At 50.8% G+C, this 15,778-nt stretch carries 15 protein-coding genes; all 15 read right to left on the bottom strand.

Going from position 1 to position 15,778, the window contains the following annotated elements:
* Positions 1–2: 2 nt before the first annotated feature.
* The 15 genes from HFN16_RS09250 to HFN16_RS09180 all read right to left on the bottom strand — a co-directional run bounded on the left by HFN16_RS09250 (position 3) and on the right by HFN16_RS09180 (position 15,777).
* Positions 3–1,001, bottom strand: coding sequence for a class I SAM-dependent methyltransferase (locus HFN16_RS09250; RefSeq protein ID WP_168890482.1), 999 nt, complete (start codon positions 999–1,001; stop codon positions 3–5).
* Positions 1,002–1,016: 15 nt separating this feature from the next.
* Positions 1,017–2,189, bottom strand: coding sequence for a UDP-N-acetylglucosamine 2-epimerase (neuC, locus tag HFN16_RS09245; RefSeq protein WP_210772250.1), 1,173 nt, complete (start codon positions 2,187–2,189; stop codon positions 1,017–1,019).
* Between the two features lie 2 nt (positions 2,190–2,191).
* Complete coding sequence (locus tag HFN16_RS09240) at positions 2,192–2,893, bottom strand: acylneuraminate cytidylyltransferase family protein (RefSeq protein WP_168890481.1); 702 nt, start codon at positions 2,891–2,893, stop codon at positions 2,192–2,194.
* Positions 2,893–3,903, bottom strand: a complete 1,011-nt coding sequence (locus HFN16_RS09235) for an N-acetylneuraminate synthase family protein (RefSeq protein WP_168890480.1) — start codon at positions 3,901–3,903, stop codon at positions 2,893–2,895. The genes HFN16_RS09240 and HFN16_RS09235 overlap by 1 nt, the downstream gene beginning before the upstream one ends.
* Before the next feature lie 18 nt (positions 3,904–3,921).
* Positions 3,922–5,313 (bottom strand): hypothetical protein, encoded by a 1,392-nt coding sequence (locus HFN16_RS09230; RefSeq protein WP_168890479.1) that lies wholly within the window; start codon positions 5,311–5,313, stop codon positions 3,922–3,924.
* A 24-nt stretch (positions 5,314–5,337) separates the two neighbouring features.
* Positions 5,338–6,546 (bottom strand): N-acetyl sugar amidotransferase, encoded by a 1,209-nt coding sequence (locus HFN16_RS09225; protein WP_168890478.1) that lies wholly within the window; start codon positions 6,544–6,546, stop codon positions 5,338–5,340.
* Positions 6,547–7,221, bottom strand: coding sequence for an imidazole glycerol phosphate synthase subunit HisH (gene hisH / locus HFN16_RS09220; RefSeq protein ID WP_168890477.1), 675 nt, complete (start codon positions 7,219–7,221; stop codon positions 6,547–6,549).
* On the bottom strand, positions 7,214–8,083 hold the full coding sequence (locus HFN16_RS09215) for an imidazole glycerol phosphate synthase cyclase subunit (protein ID WP_168890476.1): 870 nt from the start codon (positions 8,081–8,083) through the stop codon (positions 7,214–7,216). Before HFN16_RS09215 ends, hisH begins: the two co-directional genes overlap by 8 nt.
* A 131-nt stretch (positions 8,084–8,214) precedes the next feature.
* Positions 8,215–9,282, bottom strand: coding sequence for a nucleotidyltransferase family protein (locus HFN16_RS09210; protein ID WP_168890475.1), 1,068 nt, complete (start codon positions 9,280–9,282; stop codon positions 8,215–8,217).
* Position 9,283: 1 nt separating this feature from the next.
* Positions 9,284–10,450 carry a UDP-N-acetylglucosamine 2-epimerase gene (neuC, locus tag HFN16_RS09205; protein WP_168890474.1) on the bottom strand — a complete coding sequence of 389 codons (1,167 nt, stop codon included), beginning with the start codon at positions 10,448–10,450 and terminating at the stop codon, positions 9,284–9,286.
* Positions 10,451–10,479: 29 nt separating this feature from the next.
* Entirely contained in the window at positions 10,480–11,514 is a 1,035-nt protein-coding gene (gene neuB / locus HFN16_RS09200) for an N-acetylneuraminate synthase (protein ID WP_282097910.1), read from the bottom strand.
* Positions 11,492–12,163, bottom strand: a complete 672-nt coding sequence (locus HFN16_RS09195) for a formyltransferase family protein (protein WP_168890473.1) — start codon at positions 12,161–12,163, stop codon at positions 11,492–11,494. Before HFN16_RS09195 ends, neuB begins: the two co-directional genes overlap by 23 nt.
* A complete protein-coding gene (locus tag HFN16_RS09190; protein ID WP_168890472.1) occupies positions 12,160–13,317 on the bottom strand; it encodes a LegC family aminotransferase in 1,158 nt (385 codons plus the stop codon). The genes HFN16_RS09195 and HFN16_RS09190 overlap by 4 nt, the downstream gene beginning before the upstream one ends.
* A gap of 3 nt (positions 13,318–13,320) precedes the next feature.
* Entirely contained in the window at positions 13,321–14,331 is a 1,011-nt protein-coding gene (locus HFN16_RS09185) for an NAD-dependent 4,6-dehydratase LegB (RefSeq protein ID WP_168890471.1), read from the bottom strand.
* Between the two features lie 18 nt (positions 14,332–14,349).
* On the bottom strand, positions 14,350–15,777 hold the full coding sequence (locus tag HFN16_RS09180) for a UDP-N-acetylglucosamine 2-epimerase (protein ID WP_168890470.1): 1,428 nt from the start codon (positions 15,775–15,777) through the stop codon (positions 14,350–14,352).
* Position 15,778: the final 1 nt, after the last annotated feature.

Genomic DNA, 15,778 nt, shown 5'->3' with positions numbered 1-15,778 from the left:
CCTTACACTTTACGTGCATACATCCGCAGGTTCTTACCATGACCAGCGGCATTAATGTAAAACTGCAACGTCTCGAGATTCTCTTTTACAAGGTCGGTATTGTGGTCGGTCTTCTCATCGAGGAACCACATCCAGTCATTAAGATCCAGCCCCTGCGTTTCCCAATGAAACACCTCAAGACCAGCTCTTTCGAGGAAGCCTTTCAACGTATCAGGAGTGAAGTAAGTCAGGTGGTGAGTCGGCCAGATGAAGTGTGAATTATCATTACCCAACAACTGCCTGGAGGCGCTGTTGTAGTTGGGAACATAGATGTACAACGCGCCCCCCTTCTGCATCATGGACACGACGTTGTTAAGCAGCTCCATCGGATTGATGAGGTGCTCCAAAACATCATACATGGCCACCGCAGAGAACGGCTCATCAGCTTCAAACTCTTCCACGGGGGCGCTCACGACCGGAAGCCCCCGCTCCTGTGCGAATGCAGCTGCTGAGGGATTCAGTTCCACACCCGTGGCAGTCCATCCGCGCTCAATAGCCTCCTCGATCACGAAACCAGTCGAGCAACCGACCTCAAACAGCGTCTTTGGGAGTTTAGGGTCATGGAACTTGTCAATGACGGAGACACGCTCAGCACCAAACCGCTGCTTCCTATACAGATGGCTGTCTTCACCCAGGCGTTTGACTATTTTCTGGTAGTCTTCGCTGCGATAAATCTCTTGATATTTGTCATCATCGAAAACGGGGTTAACGTAGACGATATCGCACTCGTTGCACTGAACGATCTTCAAGTTATCCTTGCTGTAGAGGAAAGAATAATCACCTGAACGGCAGCATGGACAATCGCGTTCGATCAGGAATTCATTCAGTTTTTCCTCATCTTCGAGGACATCCTTGAGAGAGGCATTGCGATTCTCAATCAAGTAGTCATACGACTTGTTCGGTCGAAGCTGATTGATGTCAATATTCTGGTATTCGATTTCGTCTTTGTAATCGATTTTCATGATGTAGTTCCCGCCTTAATAGCAGATGAGTTTCTGAACAGAAACGGATTCCAATTCAGAGAGAATGGACGCGATCTTCTGACCGGAATCTCCAGCACCGTAGATCGTGCTTCTGTCATACTTTCCGTGTTCCAGCTGCTTCTTGATAGTTGTGACAATTTCATCCTTGTCCGCAGCACAGTAGATGACGTTATCGCCATGCACCCTGCTATTCTGACGAGTACCAACGTTAACCGCGGGCACGCCGACGAAAGCGCCTTCGCGCAAAGCACTACTGGAGTTACCAACCATACAGGCACACAGGTCCATCAGCTTCGTATAAACATCGACCGGCAGGTTGATGAACAGGTTGAGCCATTCCGGTTTTCTGTTTTCACGGAATGTTCTGATACCTTTCGAGACTTCGTCAGAACCGGCGTCTACGTTGGGCCAGATCATGATGACGGGCATCTGCAGCTCTTCAAGAGCATACAGTACGCTTTCCACCTGCTGACGGTTGGAACCGTATTCGGTGGTAACCGGATGGTGGGAAACGAGAAGGAAAGGTTCTTTCTCGATGTCGAACCCGGAACCAAGGCCCTGGTTCTCCTGCCAGAAACGCTCCTGGCACAGACGCTCGCCGTTCTTGTGATTCGACAGAATCTCACTAACCAGATCCATACGCGGGCAGCCGACGTTAAAAACCATATCTTCAGGTTCACCCAACTTGATGATGCGCTGCTTGGCGTCTTCGTTGGCCGGGAAGTGGATGTGAGCCAGCTTGGTCACTGCGTGGCGGATGCTTTCATCAATGGTACCGGACACCTCGCCGCCCATGGTATGAGCAAGGGGAATATTCATCATGGTCGCAGCAACCGCAGGAGCCATAATGTCGAAGCGATCACCGACAACCAGCACAACGTCCGGAGTCAGGTTGTTCAGAACCATGGTCATTTCGATGATGCCCAGACCTGTGGACTTGGACATGGTAGCAGGGGTTTCACCCTCGACGATCATGTGGAACTTGGCATCGATCTCAAAACCATCTTTGCGAATGAGGTCCTCGATATTGCCGTAACGCTGAAGCACTGCGGCCCCACCAAGAACGACTTGAAGAGAAAGATCGGGGTGAGCCTGAATGGCCTTCATCAACGGTTTGCAGCTCGAATAATTAGCTCGACTACCACAAAATACACATACTTTTTTCACGATTATCCCTCACTACGCTTTGAGATCAACCAGTTACACAGTTCAAGATCAAAAGGCTCATCCACATCGACCGAATCCTGTCGGCTCATCTCATAGCAAATGGTCTTGTCACCATATATACTGTGCTTCTCTTGTAAGCATTTTGTTCTAAACGCATATACCGCCCCATTTCGGGCAAAAAATACCGGCTTGTTCTGACGCATTTCACGAAGCTCATCACGAGGCATGAACGGCTTCACTTCGTCGCCTTCCCTCACCATTGCAGATGCAGGGCTGACATTGTGCTCAACCTCAACGACACTTACGAGAGAATCTGCATCCGATGCCATGAACAATTCCAGCGCCTCGTCCAAATGCCTGGAAGTGCGCAGGGGTGAAGTTGCCTGCAGCAGCACGATGGCATCCGGATTGTAGCCCTCCTGCTCCTGCATCCACTTCACGGCATGCTCAATGACAGGCAGTGCCGGGGTATTATCTTCTGCCAGCTCTGCGGGCCTCACAAACGGGGCCTCGGCGCCAGCAGCCGTGGCAGCATCAATGATGTCCTGGGCGTCCGAAGACACGATCACCCGGTCAATGTGCTTGCAGCCTTTTGCGGCTTCAGCAGAGTGGGCAATCATGGGCTTGCCGCCCACCAATGCTATATTCTTCCCGGGAATCCCTTTGGAGCCTCCACGGGCAACGATAAGACCAAGAATTTTCATTATTTCTCCGATTCAAGCATATCCCAAGACAGGCGGATATTGTTTTCGATATCTACAGCGGCTACTTTGCCGATAACCTTCCGAAACTGTGCCGCCGGGATGCCCAGGCCAGGCTTTTTGTATCCAAGATGCTCAGGTCCGATAACTGTTCCTGCCGGAATCTCCGTAACAGAGACTATGCTCTTTTCAAACGTGGTCTTCATGGTCGACAGCTGAGCAGCCTTCTCATCTTTGTTGACCTCAGACGCCAAGGCTTTCTCCACATCCCTGATGGCCTTGACCAAGGCGGTCATCTCCTCAGGAGTGACGGAGAACTGAGCATCAGGGCCATACATGACCTTGCTCAAGGTAAAGTGTTTCTCCACCACACAGGCACCGGCTGCAACAGCTGCAATAGGCACTGCAAGGCCGAGGGTGTGATCTGAAAAGCCAACAGGCAACTGGTAGCGTTTGGCCATCTCTTTGAGTAGCCCCAGTCCAGCATTCTCTGGCTTGCAGGGATAGTCGGAAGTGCACTGCATCATCAGGACCTCGCCGCCACCCTTTTTCAGGATTTCCACGGCTTCGTCGATCTCATCCCAGGAACTCATGCCACTCGACAGATAAATTTTCTTCCCAGTCTGGGCCAATTTCTCAAGTAAAGGAGTATTGGAAACTTCGCCTGATGCAACCTTGTAAGAATCGACTTCGATGGCCTCAAGCAGATCAACTGCCTCAAGAGAAAAGGGGGAAGACATGAAACCCACGCCGCATTCCTCTTCCGAGTAGCGCTTCAGCTCTCGCCAGTTTTCCAGAGAGAACCCGGTCCGGTCGAAGTATTCTTTTCGAGTTTCGTCCTTGAAATACGGTGGATTCGGAGCATCCGGCAAACTCTCAGCATCAAAGATGTGGGTCTGGAACTTGACTCTGTCGACACCGCAATCAGCAGCAGCCTTGATAAAGGCTTTGGCCAATCCAAGAGAGCCTTCATGAGTGTTGCCAATCTCAGCAATGATTTCTGTATGTTGCATCAGTTTCACACTATCTCGCTAGTTAGGATTTCCGCCACAGGCAGTTTTCAAGGCAGAACAAATTCTTACGGAACTATTTCCGTCAAACATGGACGGAGCCGCATCAGTGGCATTGACCACATTGAGCGCTTGTCCCAAATTCCTTTCAAACGAAGTCGAATCCTTCAAACTTTCAAAAAATACAGCTGTATCCGTTGGGGTATAATACTCACACTCATTAATCAGATCATCGACCAGAATTAAGGGAATGCGACACAGCTCAGCCCAGCCAGCAGTCGTCGATGCTATGGTGGCGATGAAGACATCGGCAACCGGCAGAACATTCGACAATCTCTCAGAAAGCAGCTTGATCCCGAAACGCTCCTCAAGAAATCCGTAATCGGCCGGATTCATCTTGGGATGCAGCGAGGCAAGAACCGGCCCGTCGAATCTCTCCAGCACACGCGCTTGCTTGGTCACGAAATCATACTGTTCATCCCAGGTCTTCATGCCCAACTCGTAAAAGGCAGAGACACTGAAGACGACCAGGGGCGAAGCTGAGTCAAACTGATACTTAGCAGCAAGCTCCTTTCTGACTTCATCCCTACGGGTATAAACTTCATACAGGTTGTCATGGCTGCACATACCCGTGACAACGATCTTTTCCTCGGGACACCCGCCATCAATATACCGTTCGCGGACGTTGTGGCTTTCAGCCAGCACAAAGTTGACGCCGCCACCGCCGTTCACCCAAGGGTTCTCCGGCAGGCAACCCATTGTATCGAGCGCTCCCATCACCCACGGAGGATAATAGAATCGTGGCGTCCCTGTCCGGATATCCGGCTGGACCTGCCCTGGGAACTTCGCAGCCCAACTGCTGAACAGCTTGGCATCGTATTCGGGCTGGGATCTGAACCGAGGAAGATCCATTTTGTCAGCGCCCACAGCGAAAGGAATCAGAACAGTGGGAATGCCTCGCTCCTCGCAAAGCATAACGAGCAGCGCGTCAACCACTGTACGATCTGAAACCAGACCAACGACATCAGGTTCACACCGATCAAGTACGGCTTCCAGTTCAGCTTTCAAAGACTGTTGGGAGGCTAACTCCTGTTCGATGCGGGTTTGAACCCGCCCGTTGTCGCTCAGTCGTCTCTTGTGGATATAGTTACCTATCGTTGTATTTCCCAGATAGGATTTAAGCTCAGCAAGCCAACTCCTCTCCTTTCTCACTTCAGCCCCATTACCAGCGGCTTTCAGGGAAAGAATATTGTCTGAAGGAACGCCTTCGGTAAGGAGGCATTCCTTCAGATCCTCCCGCAAAGAGAGAAAGATTGTGTTCAGTCCACCCTTGACGCACTGGTCGGCAACGAGTTTCATTTCCCGCGCCGCCGGCACCTGATGGGGAACAAACAAAACAGAGTATGGCATCATACTTTCTGGCACCTTTCGTTCGCGCTACTCTTCCCAAACCTTATGCTTCAATTCCCACTCGCCGTTCACCTTTTCCCAAAGGTGGGGAGAACGGTTGCGGTCGCACAGTTCATGGAAGTAGTCAGGATCCATCTCAAGGAAGTCCATCAGTTCAGCGAAGTACTTGTCAGGGAATTCACCATCATACTTCTTTACGAGGGCCACGCCTTCTTCCCTGGTCAGGTGCTTGTTCCTGATCTCCTGGGAGGCATCGTAAGTGGTTCGTCCGATACCGAACTTCACGTAGGTAGTGTAGTAGTGCAGATCGTCGACCTTGTCGTCGATGCTGTTGTATTTGCTGTAAGTGCCCTGCGTACGGAAGGGACGTGCAGAGAAACCGGTATTTTCTACTGCGTAGTAGTATGCTTCCTGAGGAGTCCACGGCACATAGTAGCCGAGGTAGTGCACCTCAATGTTGGATTTGGCCAGCTTGTCAGCTTCCGCGGGGAAGTATGCGGACAGTTCGTTCAAGCGAAGCCCATGGACTTCCATCAGTTCTTTGATGGACACGCCACCAAGGTAGAGGTCATCGATGTTCTTCATGCTGTAGTAGGACTTGTCACGAAGAGAGGTTGACGTCTCTGCAATGGGGTTACCGTACTCAGCCTCGGGCTCTCCGTAGAAAATGAGAGGGATGTTGTAATCAAGGGCGAGCTTGGGAGCCAGGTTCTTCTGACCGAGAATGAAGGTCTGGAACGGGTGGAGAAGATTCTCGATGGCAAGCTTGGTCAGCAGCTTATGCGCGCGGCCATTCTGATTGAACGTAATGTTGTCAAAACCACCGACCTCGACCCAATTACGGAAATTCTTGTAACCGTAGTCAGTATACATGATGGGAGGCCAGGTCACGGTCAACGGATTCATTCCGTATTTGTACTTGAGTACATGAGCGGCCAAGGCGCTATCCTTGCCACCACTGCCGGGAACGATGCAGTCATAGCCGCCATCAGACCTACGGTGTTCATCACACAGCTTGATGAGCTTCTGTTCACGAGCTTCCCAATCGATATCAACTTTCTTCTGCTCGTTGTAGCGACAGGCATCGCACACACCTTCTTCGTCGATGTGCAGAGTCGGGGTGATTCGATCTTTGGTATGCTTGAACTCGGGATACGAAGACGGCCTCTGGTTGGACATGACGCATTTTTTGCAAAAGCGCACTTCTTCCGGAAGACCAAAAAGAGTTTTGGACATTTATTTCATCTCCTCGGACTGGATGTAATTTGCTAAATTCTTATATATTGAAATTCCAACCTCACCGCTTCGTTCCGGGTGAAATTGAAATGCTGTAACATTGCCTGAAGAGCAGGCAGAACAAAAACGGACATCGCCGTACTGGCTTTCAGTCAACACCGTTTCAGGATTTTCCGGCGCGACATAGCAAGAGTGGACAAAGTACATTTCCACACCGGGTTTGACCCCTTCAAGCAGCGTCGAATTCCAACTCTCGACACTCCCACCAGAGGGAGGTTCAATGGTATTCCAACCTACTTGAGGCACCTTGTATGTACGCCCGTCTATCTCCTGCACAGGGAAATATTTAACGACACCGGGAATCAATCCCAACCCGGGATGACTTCCGAATTCTTCACTCTCATCAAAAAGCAATTGCTGCCCAAGACAAATTCCCAGCAGGCGGGTTCCCTTTGCGACGATGTCATGGATAGGTTCCACCAGATCGAGCTTCTTCAGGGCCTGCATCGCATCACCGAAAGCTCCGACTCCTGGCAGGATAACCACTTTGGCATTCAGCAGTTCCTGCTTGTCATTGGTCACGCCTGCATTCAACCCTACATAGGTGCATGCATGCTTGATGGAGAACAGATTACCTACACCGTAATCAATGATGGCGACGTCCAAGTTATGCATTGTTTCCCCCCATGCGACAGGGCAGGCCTTGGGCGCTCATTTCCCGTTTGATATCCATTATTGAACAGGATTTCCTGGAAGTAGTGGTCTGCTTGGATTTGAGAAACTCGATATTACCTTCAGTCGAATACTCACGGCCTCTGGAGGTCTCGAGCAAATAGTCTACTGCGTCGTAGTGCAGAACCGAAGCCATGCTCACGGCATCTGCCTTGCCTTCCACAACAGACTGTGCGGCATCCGCAGGGCTGCCGCAGCCACCGCCGGCAATGACGGGGATAGAGACACTTTCTGCGATCTGTCTGGTCAACTCCAGATCATACCCTTTTCCGGTGCCTTCCTGGTCGATACTTGTGACCATTAACTCGCCAGCGCCCAGAGAATGAGCCTGCTTGGCCCACTCAAGAGCATCAACACCGGTGGTTTCGCGGCCATACTCGATAAGCGCTTCCCACTTGCCATCCCCCCGGCGCACGGCCTCAATGGACACGACAATGGTTGAAGACCCAAAAGTTGAAGCAGCTTCACGGATGAACTCGGGCCGTTTAATGGCCTCGGTATTGATTGCGACCTTGTCGGCTCCAGCCCTGAGCACCTTGCGAATATCTTCGACATTTCGAAGCCCGCCACCGACACAAAGAGGGATAAGTATCTGAGATGATGTGCTGCTTATGATGTCATGCAGACTATTTCGATCGTATAGACTTGCAACGGCATCCTGAAAGAAGAGTTCATCCGCGCCTTCATTATAGTAATACTGCGCAAAATCCTCAGGTTTACCGAGGACTCTCAAACCTTCAAAATGAATACCTTTTACAAGGTTCGGCCCTTTAATATCAAGCCGTGGGATAATTCGAAAATTCATATCAGCTACGCCTATCAAGCGGTCTACATACCGTCAATTAACTGTTCATTTCACCAAACGGTGAATAGCTTTCCAATCGATCAACGAGTGTAAGCCAGCCACTTAAAATACAATTGCCTTGCCCAACAGCCCTACTCAGAGCTGCCAGGAAGATCGAAATGCACCTCATAATCGCTATTGGCCTGCTCAAAGTCCTTCATCTGACCAATATCCACCCAGTACTCGTGGACGGGGAACGCCGCAGCCTTTCTATTCAATTCAATCTGCTTATCAAACAGGGTAGGCATATCGAGGTATTCGTCTTTGGGAATCTCAGCCACAATCTCAGGAGACAGGACATACACCCCGGCATTGACGAAGAAGGATTTGATGGGCTTTTCCTGAATGGCCTGCACACGGCCTTCTTCAACCTCCACCACACCATAGGGCACCTGCATCTCAAGGTTCCTTACAGCCATGGTCGCTACGGCTTCATTGGCAATGTGAAAGTCCATCATTTTGCCGTAATCCACGTTGGTCAGCAGGTCGCCATTCATGACAAAAATGGGAGCATTTGGCACTTCAGGCAAAAGCCCCAGTGCACCGGCAGTACCCAACTGCTCTTTTTCGTGGATATATTCAATCTGGACGCCAAATTTCGAGCCATCACCGAAGTAGTCCTGAACCATCTCTGCACGATAATTCACCGAAAGGTGGAAATGCTCGAAACCGTGATCAATGAACTGGCGCAAAATGGTTTCCAGAATCGGACGCCCACCGACAGCCAGCAGCGGTTTGGGACAATCATTCGTCAACGGACGCAAACGGGTTCCAAGTCCACCAGCCATGAGTACAACATGATTGTCGTGTTTGGGGGCAGACACCATGTCGAGGAGCAGCTTCAATCCGAGCACACGCCCGTTTTCACCCACTACAGGCACCTGGCGTATTTCCTTTTCACTCATCAGGCGAAGGATATTCGCGTTGATTTCGTCCTCGCCTACAGATTGATAGGTCCGGCACATGATCCCCGTGGCAGGAGACTGGAAATCATTGCCGGCAAGAAGACCACGACGAATATCACCATCAGTAATGATACCCAGCAGGGACTCATTCTCGTCAACAACGAGTGCTATCTGAGCGGAAGATTTGTTAAGACTTTCAACAGCATCAAAGATAGTAGCATCCGCGCCAATAAGTGTTTTTCTCCAATCACGCATATTAATCCCCTTGTTTCACGTCACAAGGTAAATCGTAAAACCGTTTCATCACTCCTCCATTGAATCGCAGCAGCTGTTCAACAATAGTCGAACTGGGAGCGTCGCCTTCATAGGGATTTTTTATCTGCTTTGCAAAGGAGGAAAATTCGGGAGACAGGGCCCGCTCAAGGGCAGCGCGGATAGAATCCGCGTCAGTACCACAATCAATAACACTCTCGGCCCGCACCCTGCCCTTCTGTCGATCTCCAATGTTTACAGTAGGTACCCCAAGGCTTGGAGCTTCGATAATGCCACTGGAGGAGTTACCTACGACTCCTGCCGAGTACTTCATGGCAGATAGATATCTGACAAGTCCCAAGGACTCTGTAGAAAATCTCAGCTCAGGATTCTCAGCGGCAAACTCATCAATACGCTCATTGATGAAGCGTCCCTCGGCATCCGCATTGGCTTTAGTAAAGACAAGACGGCAGCCGGTTTCAGCCATGACGCTCAGAAAGTTGTTAAATTCAGGCAGGGTCGCTGAGGACAACGTCACAGGATGATAGGTCGCGACAAGGTAGGGCTCACTCAAGTCAAAACCGATTGACTCAGCCAACTCGCTCTTCGACATCAAGGGGACTTTCTTGATGTTCTCCACACCGGGAGAACCCACGTTAAAGACAGTCACAGGGTCTTCGCCCAGTTGGATAATCCGGCGGCGGTGCTCTTCAGTGGTGCAAAAGTGAAGCTGGCTCATCTTGGTTATGGAATGGCGAATTCCTTCATCGATGGCACCTTCTGTCACCTCACCACCATGAATATGCGCAACAGGCAACCGCATGGCCAAAGCTGCCGCGCAGACAGAGAAGGCTTCAAAACGATCTCCCAGAACGACAAGCATATCCGGCTTCAAACGCGCAAAAGCGTCGCCATATCCAATGAGGCCAAGCCCCATGGATTTGACCATGCCTACCTCGCTATCTGAACTCAGCAGCATTTCGACTTTCTCGTCTATTACGAACCCGTCGTTCTCGATTTCGGTGAACGTATTCCCGAACTCTGGGCTAAGATGACTGCCTGAAGCAAGAATGGCCAACTCCACTTCGCTTGCATCACGCAACTTCTCAAGGACACCACGCAAAAGCCCATACTCGGCACGAGTCCCCGTAAATACGCATATTTTCTTCATAGTCTTCTATCCCGCCTACCTAAGAGAGATTAAAAAACCAACATGTCGCCTTCGGAATAATCCCGATCAGCCGTACTGCCCATTACTTCATCCCAACGCATGGGGCTCACGCCACGACGCCCGGTTCGGAGTGCGCGGACATTTTCCGGGCTAAAGCTCTCGCCCTTGGCAATGTCACAGCCTGCCACCAGATACTTGCGAGCAATGTCCACATTTTCCTTTTCGGAAGGAGACGGCTCCTTGTGACCGGTTCCCAGAGCCAATTCTGTATTGCGAATCAACTTGATCATCAGTCGAAGCTCATCAGGCTCTGCGGAGGCACCGTGGTCCGGGCCTTCCATGGACTTGTCGAGGGTAAAATGTTTCTCGACCAACTTGGCTCCCAGACCAACAGCAGCGACAGCGCATTCCACTCCCAGCGTATGATCGGAAAAGCCAATTGAACAATCTGGAAATTCTTCAGCCAAAGAACGAATAGCAAGCAAGTTGGCATCGCTCAGAGGAGTAGGATACTGGGTGTTGCAATGGAGAAGGGAGATGTGATCGCGGCCAGTGCCAGCTTTTTCCAGTACAGCCACAGCCTCACGGACCTCATCCAAGGAACTCATTCCGGTGGAGAGAATGATACGTTTGCCCAGCTGCCCCATATGCCGCAGATAAGGAAGATTGGTTATCTCACCAGAGGGGATTTTCATTACATCCACGCCGAGATCGACCAGGAAATCAGCGCTACTCTCATCAAAGGGAGTCGACATGAACTGAATTCCTGCCTGCTCGCAATGGTCTTTGAGAACCTGATGCATGTCCTGACGCAACTCCAAACGCTTGAGCATCTCAAACTGGGTTTCCGTGCCTCCAAGTGCGTCTTCCTGGTAACGGGCCTTATCAGCCGTTTTCGTCACCAGTTTTTCCGCCTTGAAAGATTGAAACTTGACGGCATCAGCCCCTGCTTCGGCTGCGATATCGATCATCTTGAAAGCCAAATCCATATCACCGTTGTGATTGACTCCAGCTTCCGCAATGATGAAGACACGCTCTGAATTATCTATCGGGGTTGTACTCAAACTTCATCCCTCCAATTTCAAAGTAGGCCCCAGGCATACCGGGGTATGTGGTCGCCCTCACCCTTCGATGAATTTCTGATTCGGACATTTCCATGTCCAAAACGCACAACGCTTCCAACTCGGTTCGCTTGAACGGAGCTCGCGTCCATTTTTCGTCAGTTTCCGGAAGTGCTCCGGTTTCAGCGATCTGTCGGAGAACCTGATTAAATAATGCCAACATGGCATCGTAACTTTTAATGCTCAGCGACAGTACGGTATCGCCCTCGGTCACAGGGAACCTGGAGACGCCCACAATAACTCCGGTATCTACCCTGGGTTCCATCACATGTCCGGTAACGCCATATTCCTCCACTTCATCATACAACGCGAAGTTGAAGCATCCGATACCGGGATACTCGGGAGGGGCCGGGTGAAAATTCAGATTGAACTGCTTGGTATTAGACAGCGTTTTCGCAGGCACAATCCACGGAGAGAGCCAGGAAACCACCATGTCATAGGAATCGTTCAATAGAGCCTCAGGATACTCATCGCCCAATTTTCCCAAGAAAAAATCTACATCTCCGAACAATTGTTCAAGAAGCTCCGAGACTTCTGGGACACCAGGCTTGCCCTCTTTGGCCAGTAAAGCGACTTTCCAATCTTCGGTCATGAAATCATCTTCTCCTGGGCACTGCTAGGGATGTTCACAACACGATTGACGAGATCTTCAGCAACACTCAGATCATCTCGCATCGCATTCTTATACATGGGCAGATCAGATAGAAGACGCCAAACAGGACGCATCATCACGCCAGCTCCGTTGGCTTCTTCCAGCAGTTGATCGCGTGCGCTCTTGTCCTTCATGCCGATGGCACAAAGCCAGTAGTTGCCTTTTGACCCCGGCAAATCCTCATAGAAGTGAATCTCAGGGATGTCGGCGAAAAAGTCTCTGTACTGCATTGCCACAGCCCGCTTGCTCGCCAGAATGTCATCAAGATATTCCATCTGAGCGCAGCCAAGTGCGGCATTGATATTCGGCATGCGGAAGTTCCAGGCGACTTGGTCATGATTGAACTCCCAGGGGTGCGGCAGCTTAGCCGTTGTCATCTTGTGACGTGCAGAAGCAATCAGCTCTGGATCATTCACCAGAAGCATTCCGCCACCACCGGTGGTAATCGTCTTGTTACCGTTGAAGCTCAAGACGCCGTAACGGCCAAACGAACCAAGGTGCCTGTCATTACGGTAGCTCCCCAACGCCTCGGCCGCGTCCTCCACAAGTTCAACATCCCATTCACTGCATATAGAGACGATTTCTTCTATTTGGCAGGAATGACCAAAGACATGCATGGGAACGACCGCCGCCACTCTTTGACCAGTCGCTTTCAGAACAGGCCCATTAGCACCGGGCTTTGTTTCACCTTCAAGGAAAGCCTTCAGGGCTTTCGGGGAGAGGCCCATGGTGTCTGCATCGCTATCAAGAAAGACCGGCTCGGCACCACAGTGACTGATGGCATTGGCTGTGGCGACAAAGCTCAAGGCCTGAGTGATGACCAAATCCCCAGGCTCAACTCCGGAAAGCGTGAGTGCTGCCTGAAGAGCACACGTACCGTTCACGCATGCGATGGCCCCTGCCACTCCCGTGTAATCCGTGACCATTTCCTCGAACTGGTCAACGAATTTTCCGACGCTTGAGACAAAGGTCGTATCAACACAATGCTCAAGGTAAGCTTTCTCCTTTCCGAGAAAGAGCGGGGCGTGCAACGGGATCAGGTTCTCCTGCTCACCATAGAGCTCGCGAATAAATGAAATAATCTTATCGTTCATGACTTAGACGTTGTAGATGTTTGCCTTGTATTTCTTGATGTTTCTTTCGTCGGCAAACCACTCGGCAGTCAGTTTGAGACCTTTCTCAAACCCTTCGACTCCGCCGAATTCTGGTTCCCAGCCTGCCAACTTATTCACCTTGGAATTGTCCGCGAAAAGCCTTTCCACTTCGCTGCCTTCAGGCCTGAGACGCTGCTCGTCACAAGTAATCTCAATATCAACGCCCATGACCTTGGCGATCAGTGCTGCAGTGTCACCAATGGAAATCTCAAAACCGCTGCCGACATTGGTGACTTCACCGACGCACGCATCAGCTTCTGCCACCGCAACAAAGCCGCGAACCGTGTCGAGCACATAGTTGAAATCTCTCGTGGGGTGCAGCGCGCCAAGCTTGATGGAGCGAGCGCCGTTGGCAATCTGGGTAATGATGGTCGGGATGACCGCGCGCGCAGACTGCCTGGGGCCGTAGGTGTTGAACGGTCGGATAACAGTCACTGGTGTTTCAAAGGAGTTGTGAAAGCTCAATGCGATCTGATCAGCGCCAATCTTTGATGCAGAGTAAGGCGACTGTCCCTGAAGCGGATGTTCTTCATGAATGGGAACAAAACGAGCTGTACCGTACACTTCACTGGTGGAAGTATTCACCACACGCTCAACCCCTAGATCCCGGGCAGCCTGAACGATGTTCAGCGTGCCCTTCACATTGGTATCAACATAGGTATCAGGAGAGTGATACGAGTAGGGAATAGCAATCAAAGCAGCAAGGTGCAGGACCACATCGCATCCAGACACAGCCTGCCTGACGCCATTGGGGTCACGGATATCTCCGGAGAAAATTTCTATTTCATCCAAGATTTCCTTGGGACTGTCATCAAGCCATCCCCAGGAATTGAACGAATTATACAATGTGAATGCCTTAACATCACATCCCATCCGGACGAGATACTCGGTAAGGTGAGAGCCGATGAAGCCATCAGCCCCGGTCACAAGAATCTTTTTTCCTTTCAACTGCATATCAATCTCCTTATGGAGCTACTTCACGATCTCGGCATAGCGAGACGCCGTGTTTCCATCGAACAGGGCATCGCGTGAGAGCAAATGCCAATCATGAGTGAAATCCAAATCAGAATCCAAAGCCGTTCTCAAGGCCTGCTCCAATTGTTCCGGAGCCTTCACCTGAGAAAGGCATGTAAAGTCATCCCAAAACCCTTTGGTCACGGCTGCTACACGATAATAATCAATGTTAATGGCAGGAACTCCGGCAGCCAAAGCCCAGGTCAACGTGCTCGACGCAGACGCAACAAATGCATCAGCCAAAGGCAGCACATCGAACAGGCGCTCTTTCAAAACCTTTGCACCGTGCTTATCCAAAACATGCTTGATCTCATTCTCCCGTGCCATGGGATGGAGAGAGACAAGACATTCAACGTCAGGCAAGGCGATGCGCTCCAACAGCGCATCCATTTCTTGGCAATACTGCTTTTTTGAATCGAAATTCAGCTTAATATACTGCGGCAAAGAACAAATAACGATCTTTCGCCCCTCGGCAAGTTGATACACACTCCGAAGCGATTTCAGTCTGGCCTCACGATCCACCTGACATGCGTACAGATAATCGTACGAGACATCGCCCACTTCGCAGATTTTACTTTCAGGCACTCCCTGGGAGACAATCCGTTTACGGGTGAACTCGCTATCAACACAGACGACGTCGGCCATTCCGGTTCCACTCACCCATGAAGGCGTGAAGTTCGCTACCGACTTGTTCAACGCAACGGTTTCCGCCACCGGGAAAAATGTCACTCCGCGGTACGCATGGTTTTCAATCTCCCCGAACATCTTCTTCTTTTGGGCAGAAGAGAATCGGGTCAGTTGAAAATTGCTCAACAGACAACGCCCGTAGCGAACGCGGTTAAACCACAATTCGCCATGAGCGGAACTCCACACGAGGTGTGGCAGGACAATCTTAACGCCTCTCTTTTTGCATTCCTGAAGAAGCAGCAACAAATCGGCAGATGACCGGTCGCTTTCAGTAAAGATATAGTCGGGCTTCACTTCATCCAGGAACTTGCGATGTCGAGTCACCAACGAAGCGTGTGCCTTCATATGCTGATCGACCTTGCTCTCAAACTTACTGCCTGAAGCATCTGTTTTGAGAGCTTCGAACTTCAACTGAACTTGCTGTACGTATCTCCGTCCTGTGACGTATGCCGTCATTACGGCATCCAAGGACTTGCGGATGAGAGGATGACGCTTTGTACCCGGGCGCAACGTCACGGATTTCCGGTTCACGCAGTCGAAACCAGCCTCTTTGACGGCAACTTCCACATCGGCAAAAGCTGCACCTCCAGGCAGGTAAAAGACCATCCTTGCATCAACAAGCGGTGCCATCATCTTGGCCAACGCCAAAAGATCACGACAATGCTTAGCTGCAAGGGCGTAAAACGCAATCGTCTTCATC

This window comes from Pseudodesulfovibrio sp. zrk46 (assembly GCF_012516435.1).
Taxonomy (GTDB): Bacteria; Desulfobacterota; Desulfovibrionia; order Desulfovibrionales; family Desulfovibrionaceae; genus Pseudodesulfovibrio.
This window is presented reverse-complemented; position numbering and strand designations above follow the sequence as displayed.

What these genes read in the sequence shown, in the direction of transcription:
- HFN16_RS09250 (WP_168890482.1), bottom strand. Translation starts at nt 1,001, where the DNA reads ATGAAAATCGATTACAAAGACGAAATCGAATACCAGAATATTGACATC.
- HFN16_RS09240 (WP_168890481.1), bottom strand. Translation starts at nt 2,893, where the DNA reads ATGAAAATTCTTGGTCTTATCGTTGCCCGTGGAGGCTCCAAAGGGATT.
- HFN16_RS09235 (WP_168890480.1), bottom strand. Translation starts at nt 3,903, where the DNA reads ATGCAACATACAGAAATCATTGCTGAGATTGGCAACACTCATGAAGGC.
- HFN16_RS09230 (WP_168890479.1), bottom strand. Translation starts at nt 5,313, where the DNA reads ATGATGCCATACTCTGTTTTGTTTGTTCCCCATCAGGTGCCGGCGGCG.
- HFN16_RS09225 (WP_168890478.1), bottom strand. Translation starts at nt 6,546, where the DNA reads ATGTCCAAAACTCTTTTTGGTCTTCCGGAAGAAGTGCGCTTTTGCAAA.
- hisH (WP_168890477.1), bottom strand. Translation starts at nt 7,221, where the DNA reads ATGCATAACTTGGACGTCGCCATCATTGATTACGGTGTAGGTAATCTG.
- HFN16_RS09215 (WP_168890476.1), bottom strand. Translation starts at nt 8,083, where the DNA reads ATGAATTTTCGAATTATCCCACGGCTTGATATTAAAGGGCCGAACCTT.
- HFN16_RS09210 (WP_168890475.1), bottom strand. Translation starts at nt 9,282, where the DNA reads ATGCGTGATTGGAGAAAAACACTTATTGGCGCGGATGCTACTATCTTT.
- neuC (WP_168890474.1), bottom strand. Translation starts at nt 10,450, where the DNA reads ATGAAGAAAATATGCGTATTTACGGGGACTCGTGCCGAGTATGGGCTT.
- HFN16_RS09195 (WP_168890473.1), bottom strand. Translation starts at nt 12,163, where the DNA reads ATGACCGAAGATTGGAAAGTCGCTTTACTGGCCAAAGAGGGCAAGCCT.
- HFN16_RS09190 (WP_168890472.1), bottom strand. Translation starts at nt 13,317, where the DNA reads ATGAACGATAAGATTATTTCATTTATTCGCGAGCTCTATGGTGAGCAG.
- HFN16_RS09185 (WP_168890471.1), bottom strand. Translation starts at nt 14,331, where the DNA reads ATGCAGTTGAAAGGAAAAAAGATTCTTGTGACCGGGGCTGATGGCTTC.
- HFN16_RS09180 (WP_168890470.1), bottom strand. Translation starts at nt 15,777, where the DNA reads ATGAAGACGATTGCGTTTTACGCCCTTGCAGCTAAGCATTGTCGTGAT.